The organism is Allobosea sp. CER48 (assembly GCF_044752385.1).
In the GTDB taxonomy this organism is placed as follows: Bacteria; Pseudomonadota; Alphaproteobacteria; order Rhizobiales; family Beijerinckiaceae; genus Allobosea.
Genome location: NZ_JBIWYK010000142.1, coordinates 1 through 7,165, shown reverse-complemented (window position 1 = coordinate 7,165; position 7,165 = coordinate 1). Strand labels below are relative to the sequence as shown.

General features: G+C 66.4%; 6 protein-coding genes. 1 reads left to right on the top strand and 5 read right to left on the bottom strand.

What is annotated here, in order from left to right:
* The 5 genes from ACIPIA_RS07570 to ACIPIA_RS07550 form a co-directional block, all read right to left on the bottom strand.
* A partial coding sequence (locus tag ACIPIA_RS07570) for a M81 family metallopeptidase (protein WP_400508181.1) occupies positions 1 to 1,460 on the bottom strand: 1,460 nt, incomplete at its 3' end.
* Positions 1,461 to 1,496: 36 nt separating this feature from the next.
* Positions 1,497 to 2,342 carry an ABC transporter permease gene (locus tag ACIPIA_RS07565; protein WP_400508179.1) on the bottom strand — a complete coding sequence of 282 codons (846 nt, stop codon included), beginning with the start codon at positions 2,340 to 2,342 and terminating at the stop codon, positions 1,497 to 1,499.
* 10 nt (positions 2,343 to 2,352) lie between these two features.
* The gene (locus ACIPIA_RS07560; protein ID WP_400508177.1) at positions 2,353 to 3,285 is read right to left on the bottom strand and encodes an ABC transporter permease; all 933 of its coding nucleotides are present in this window, start codon (positions 3,283 to 3,285) and stop codon (positions 2,353 to 2,355) included.
* Between the two features lie 22 nt (positions 3,286 to 3,307).
* Positions 3,308 to 4,867, bottom strand: coding sequence for an ABC transporter substrate-binding protein (locus tag ACIPIA_RS07555; RefSeq protein WP_400508175.1), 1,560 nt, complete (start codon positions 4,865 to 4,867; stop codon positions 3,308 to 3,310).
* 59 nt (positions 4,868 to 4,926) lie between these two features.
* Complete coding sequence (locus ACIPIA_RS07550; protein WP_400508174.1) at positions 4,927 to 5,805, bottom strand: MurR/RpiR family transcriptional regulator; 879 nt, start codon at positions 5,803 to 5,805, stop codon at positions 4,927 to 4,929.
* 140 nt (positions 5,806 to 5,945) lie between these two features.
* On the opposite strand from ACIPIA_RS07550, the gene ACIPIA_RS07545 reads away from it, so the two are divergent.
* Positions 5,946 to 7,165, top strand: a 1,220-nt coding sequence (locus ACIPIA_RS07545; RefSeq protein WP_400508172.1) for an NAD(P)/FAD-dependent oxidoreductase, incomplete at its 3' end; no start/stop codon positions are given.

The following is a 7,165-nucleotide window of genomic DNA, read 5'->3' as shown; positions in this document are numbered from 1 at the left end:
GGTCGGCGAACGCGGCGATAGGGCAGTTTCGTCAGGTCCGGTGTGCAAAGCGCCCCGCTGTCGCAAACGATCACCTTGCCGGCGATCGGCTCGAATGCGGCGCGGAAATGCTGCATCGATTTCAGCCCGACCACGCGCTTCGCCGCCGGGTCGATGCCGAAGGCGCGGAACTGCTGGAGATCGTTCATCTGGGCGCGAATGGTGGTGACGAGGATCTCGACATCGCCGACGCGCAGCACGGCGCAGGCCCCCCAACTGGCCTGCAGGCCGCCCATCATCGGGCCGTCGCCGGTATAATCGCCGTCGCTGACGCTGACGAGAGTACCGGTGAGCTCGAGCGGACCACCGCCGATCTCGGGATCGACCTTGCCGCCGAGCCTGACCGAAACCGTCGTGCCCGGCTTGCCCTTGCGCAGTTCGGCGGCCACCTCCGGATCGACCATCGGGCCGAAGCAGGCGTCCTTGAGATCGGCCGCGATCATGCCCGCGAGCAGGCCGGTGGCATCGCCATAGCCCCCGCCGCCGGGGTTGTCGGCATAGTCGGCTATGATCAGCGGGCCGGATGTCGCGACATAGGTCTTGGCCTCGCCGACCGCGTCCTCGACCGAGAGGAACGGCGTGACGATCTCGAAACGGCGCTGCCACATATCCTCGACCATCGCCTCGGCGAAGGCCTGATGCTTCTCGTGTTCGCCCTCGCAGGTCACGAGCACTGTCGGTCCGACTTCCTCGATATCCGCATTGCCGAAGCCACCATCGACGCTGACGGCGAAGACGCCCGGCTCCTCCTCGTAAGCCCTGGCCTTGGCGATGCGCTCGACCATCGGGCCGATATCGGTGCGTCCGCCATTGACCTCCTCCAGCATCGGCCGCGCGGCCCGCAGCGTTATCGGCCTGATCTCGCCCTTCATCGCACGCTGCATGATGCCCGCCGCGAGCTTGCCGGTCTCGCGCACGTCGACATGGGGGTACGTCTTGTAGGAGACGACGATATTGGCGAGATCGGTCATCTTGCGGGTGACGTTGGCATGGGGATCGAGCGTGATGCCGATCGGCACGTCAGGCCCGAGCACGGCGCGGACCCTTTCCAGCAGCTCGCCTTCGCCATCCTCGCAGAATTCCGTGACCATGGCGCCGTGCAGGCCGAGCAGGACCCCGTCGATCCTGCCGGCGTTGGCCTTCGCAGCCTCGACGATCACGCCCGCGATGCGGTCGAAGGCGTCGCGCGTCACCGGGCCGGAGGGCTGGGCCGCCGCGCTGATCGCGTGGATGACACTCCACCCGGCTGGGCGGCCGATATCGAGGAAGCCGGCGATCGGCGTATTCGCTTCGCCGCGCGCCGCGATCGCATCCTCTCCGAGCCGGATGCCGCGATCGGTGAAGGCGGCATAATCGGCCGGGCAGCGGCTGAAGGTGTTGCTCTCATGCGAGAACTCGGCGGTCAGGACGGTGAAGCTCATGACGTTCCTCTGCTGCTTTCGCGGAATTTCGTGAGATCAGCCGTCGCGCAGCGGCCGGCGGATATCGAGCGCCTCGATCAGTGCGTCGCCGAACAGGTTGATGGCGATCACCGCAGCGGCGATGACGAGGCCGGGGAAGACGATGATCCACGGCGCTATGAAGATCTGCGCGGTGCCGGAGCTCATCATCGCCCCCCAGCTCGGGACGGGCGGCTGGGCGCCCAGCCCGAAGAAGCCGAGTGTCGCTTCCAGCACGATGGCATCGCCCGTCGCCAGCATGCCGGCCACGATGACGGGCGTCATCGCATTGGGCAGGAGATGCAGGAAGAGCACGCGCGCCGGCCGGGCACCCGCGGTTACCGCCGCATCGACGAAGAGTTCGCCCTTCAGCGCCATTACCTGGGCCCGCGTCAGGCGGGTGAACTGGGCGAGATACGCGATGGCGATGGCGATCGCCGTCGAATGCAGGCCCGGCCCGAGGATCGCGATCAGGATCAGCGCCAGCAGGATTTCCGGGAACGACCAGGTCAGGTCGACGATGACGGTCACGACCCGGTCGAAGATGCCGCCGAAATAGCCGGCTGCGGCGCCGAGCGTCGCGCCCGCCAGCACCGAGAGCGCGATCGAGAGCACGCTGACGCTGAGCGAGGTGCGCGCGCCCTGGATGATGCGCGAGAGAAGGTCTCGCCCGAACTCGTCGGTGCCGAGCCAATGCGCGGCCGAGGGCGGCGTGTTGGCCATGGAGAGCTTCTGGGCGGCATAGTCATAGGGCGCGATCCAGGGCGCGAAGATCGCGCACAGGACCAGGGCGAGCAGCAACAGCGCGCAGATGGCGCCGCGCGGCGACCGGGCGATACGGCCAGCGAGGGACGAGCGGCTCATCGGGCACCTGTCATCGCGCACCCATGGCTTCACGCAGGCGCGGATCGAGCGCCGCCTGGGCGAGATCGCCGATGAGCGTGCCGAGCATCACGGCGATCGCCAGCATCAACAGGCAGCCCTGCACCAGCGGGTAGTCCCGCTGGCCGAGCCCGGTGATCAGCAGCGAGCCGAGCCCCGGCCGGGCGAAGACATATTCGACGGTGACCGCGCCACCCAGAATCCAGCCGATGCGCAGGCCGAGGATGGTCATCACCGGCAGCATTGCCTGCTGCAGGATGTGGCGAAGCTGGATACGCCAGAACGGCACGCCCTTGGCCTGCAGCACGCGCACGAAATCCCGCTGCGAGATTTCGACCATCGCCGCGCGGGTGACGCGGGCGATTAGCGCCGTGCCGCCAATGCCGATGGTCAGTGCGGGCAGCACCAGCGCATCCCATGTCCGCGCGCCCGAGACCGGGAACCACTCGAACTGCACCGCGAACATCAGGATCATCAGCAGCGCCAGCCAGAAGCTCGGCAGCGTCGAGCCGAGCAGGATGAAACCCATCACCGCCCGGTCGAACAGGCTGTCGCGGAAGGAGGCCGCGAGCACGCCGGTGACGATCCCGACCGTCGTGGAGAAGAGCAGAGCCGTACCGCCGAGCGCGAGGCTGTGAGGCAGGTTCTCGGCGATGAGCTGCGAGACCGGCTGGCGCATCACGATGGCGTCGCCGAGATCGCCGCTCGCGATCTTGGCGAGCCAGCGCCCGTACTGGACCAGCAGCGGCTGATCCAGCCCGTAGCGCGCGATCATCTGTGCCCGCTGCTCGGGCGAGGAGCCGACCTGGATCAGATGCTCCAGCGGGTCGCCCGGCACGAGGTGGATGATCATGAAGATCACCAGCGAGACGGCGAAGAAGACCGGCACCAGCATGGCGAGGCGCCGGATCGTGAAGCGCAGCAAGGGCTCTCTCCCGCGCGTCGGCTCAGTTCGCCGGCGCGATGTCGATCATCGACTGGCTGGAGAAGCCGATCCCGCGGATCTTCTCCGGCATCACCACGCGCTTGCCATAGGCGAGGCTCTGCACCGGCTGGTAGATCGGCGCGAACGGGTACTGCGACAGCACGTATTCATGGTACTTCGTGAAGTTCGCGACGCGCTCGTCCCAGGTCTTCGACTTGTTCATCGCGATGTCGTTGAGCTTCTCCGCCTCCGGATCGTTGAACATCGAGACGTTGGGATAGCCCGCGCGCTTGGCCGCGAAGAACCAGTCGACGATGTCGGCATTGGTCCATTGATAGGCACGGACAGCGAGCTGGTGGTCGGTCTTCTTGCGATACTGCGCATTGATCGAACCGGCATCGACGATGCTGATGTCGGCCTGCATCCCGACCGCCTTGAGCTGGGCCTGGACGATCTCGGCGAGGCGCTTGAACTCGGTGCCGTTCTGGGCCCAGAGCTTCACTTCGAGGCGCTTGCCGTCCTTGACGCGAATGCCGTCCGGCCCCGGCTTCCAGCCGGCCGCGTCGAACACCTTCTTCGAGCGTTCGGGATCGTAGGCGATCTTGTATTTGGGATCGACCTGCGACTCCTTGAGCGAGGAGATCAGGAACGTGTCGGCGGTCTCGCCATTTCCGCCATAGAGGCTGGTCAGGATTTCCTTCTGGTTGACGGCGAAGGCGGTCGCCTCGCGCACCTTGATATCGGTGAACGGCTCGACGCTGGTGTTGATCGGCATGTAGACCACCTCGTTGCCGGGGATGGTCACGAGCTTCACCGCCTTGTCGGCCTGGATGCGCGGCAGGAAGTCGGTGGGAACGTTGACGAGCACATCGGCGCCGCCCGTCTTCAGTTCGAGATAGGCGGTCGATTCCTCGCCGATCTCGCGGAAGGTCAGCTTCTTGAACTTGGCGGGCCCCTGGTTCTTCGAGAGGTCGGAGGCCCATTTGTAGTCGTCGTTGCGGGCGAGCACGGTCTGCTGGCCGACCGTGAACTGCTGCATCTTGTACGGGCCGGTGCCGATCGCCTCGGTCACGCCGAACTTGTCGCCGAGCGCCTCGTAGGATTTCGGCTCAGGCACGCACATGAACGAGCTGGCGAGGTTGAACAGCAGGTTCGGATCGGGATGCTTCATGTGGAAGCGCACGGTCAGGTCGTCGACCAGCTCGACCTTGTCGATCGCCTCGACGGTGAAGGCGTTCTCCGTGCCCTTGAACTGCGGCACCCACCATTCGATGGTCTTGGCGTTGAACGGCTCGCCGTTATGGAACTTGACGCCCGGTTTCAGCTTGAAGGTCCAGAGCATGCCGTCCGCGCTGGATTCCCATGACGTCGCCAGCTGGCCGTGGAAGCTCTGGTCGGCATCCTGCACCACCAGCCGGTCGTAGATCAGGGTCGTAGCGGTGTTGAGCTTCGTCGCCTTGATCGGGTTGTAGGTCGGCGCGCCGACGAGGCGGGCGGTCATCACGAACGTGGCCTCCTGCGCCAGCGCCGTGCCGGCGGCGAGCGCCGACAGGCCCAGCGCCAGAATGCTCCCCTTCATCATCGTCTTCATCCCGCTTCCCCTTTGTTTCGAGATGTTGCGAAAGGTTTCCATCGCGGCCGTCAGTCGAGCGGGCCGGAACTATCCCCGACATGGCCGGTGAAGCGGCCGTAGAGCTCGGCCATCCGGTTCAGCCGCGCTTCGACCTTCGGGCCGAGCTCGACGAAGACAGCGTTGATCAGCAGGTTGCTCAGGCTCGCCATCTGGGCGGTCGAGTCCCAGAAGAGGTTGAATTCGGTCGAGACGACCAGCATCTCGTCGACGAGCCCGCGCCCCCAGTCACAGAAGGAGTCGGTGACGAGCGTGGTCGGGATGCCCGCTGCCTTCGCCTGTTCGGCCAGCACCTTGGCCATGCGCGAATAGCGGCGCGCCTCGAAGATCACGAGGCAGCGGTCGCTCTCCCCCGACAGGAGCAGATCCGAGAAGTTGCCCGCCGCGAGATCGGCGAGATGCACGCCCTCGCGCAGATACTGCAGCTGATTGGCGAGATACTGGGCGAGGCCGCGCTCGGTCTGGAAGCCCGTGACATGAACGGAGGACGCCGTCGCCAGCCTGCGGGCGACGCGCTTCCACTCCTCGCTCTGCGCGAGTTCGTAGACGCGGACGAGACCGGCGATCTCGAGCTGGAGGCTGCGGGCCAACTGGTCGTCGCCAGCGAGGCTGCGCTGCTGGAAATCGCGCAGGCGATCGCTGATCAGCCAGGGCTTGTCGCCGATCTCCTCGGCGAGGCTGCCCTTGAGGTCCTTCAGGCTCTTGTACCCGAGCGTGCGGCAGAAGCGCCCCACGGTCGGCTCGCTGAGCGAGACCTTCTCGGCCAGGCTTGCCGCCGTCTCGAAGGGCAGGCTCGGCATCTGCGCCAGCATATAGCTCGCCAGCGCCTTGTCGGCCTTGGAGCCGTGCGCGAGGCAAGCCTGCAATCTCTGGCGAAGCGTCTGCGACATGGGCTCTCCCGCGCTGTGGTGATCAAGAAATTTTTCTTTCATGCTGTCAAACGATTTTTATTTTCTTGCAAAACTGATCCGCTTGAGGCTCGGTTCCGCTACGCCCTGCTTCGGGCGGACGAGGATGGATTCCACCGACGATGGCGACCGCGACACGACAGGCCGATGTGATCGTGCTCGGCGCTGGCATCGTCGGCGTCAGCGCGGCGCTGCACCTGCAGGAACGCGGACGGCGCGTCCTGCTCGTGGATCGCGGCGAGCCGGGCGCCGAGACGAGCCATGGCAACGCCGGCCTGATCGAGCGCTCCTCCGTCGTGCCCTATGCGTTTCCGCGCGATCTCGCGACACTCGCCAGCTTCGCCTCCAACCGCTCGATCGCAGTGCGCTACCGGCCGGCCACGCTGCTGCGGATGGCGCCCTGGCTCGCGCGCTATTGGTGGAACTCGGCTCCGCAGCGCCTGGACAGGCTCGGCCGTGCCATCCTGCCGCTGATCGAGCGCAGCATCGAGGAACACCAGCGCTGGACGAAGGCCGCCGGCACCGGGCCGCTGATGCGGGCAGGGGGCTGGATCGAACTCTACCGCACGCGGAGCGGCCTGGCGCAGGCAACCCGCGGCGCGGCCGAACTGGCGTCATACGGTCTGGCTTACGACCTCCTTGACCAGAATGAACTCCATCGCCGCGAACCGGGCTTGCGCACCACAGCCATTGCCGGCGCAGTGCATTGGCGGGATCCCGTCACCGTCAGCGATCCAGGTGCGGTGACGCGTGCCTATGCCGCGCTTTTCGTTGCGCGCGGTGGCGCTCTGAAGGCCGCCGATGCCGCCGACTTGCATCACCAGGAGGGAGAATGGCGCCTGGAGGCCGACGGCCTCGAATGGAGGGCGTCGGAGGTGGTCGTGGCGCTCGGGCCATGGTCGAACGACTTCTGCAGGCGCTTCGGCTACAGCTTCCCGGTAGGCTTCAAGCGTGGCTACCACATGCACTATGAAGGCGCCGACGAGGCAGGGCCGCATCATCCATTATGCGATGCGCAGGCCGGTTTCGTGCTGACACGGATGCAGCGCGGCGTCCGCCTGACGACGGGGATCGAACTTGCCGGACGCGACGAGCCATCGGATTCCTGGCAACTGGACCAGGCGGAACGCATCGCCCGGCAGTTGATGCCGCTTGGCCGGCGCCTCGATGCCGAGCCCTGGCGCGGTGCACGCCCTTGCCTGCCGGACATGCTGCCGATCATCGGCCCGGCGCCTAAGCATCGCGGCCTGTGGTTCGCGTTCGGCCACGCGCATCACGGCTTCACGCTGGGGCCGGTGTCAGGCCGGCTTCTGGCGGACGCAATGCTCCAGGCGCCCACATT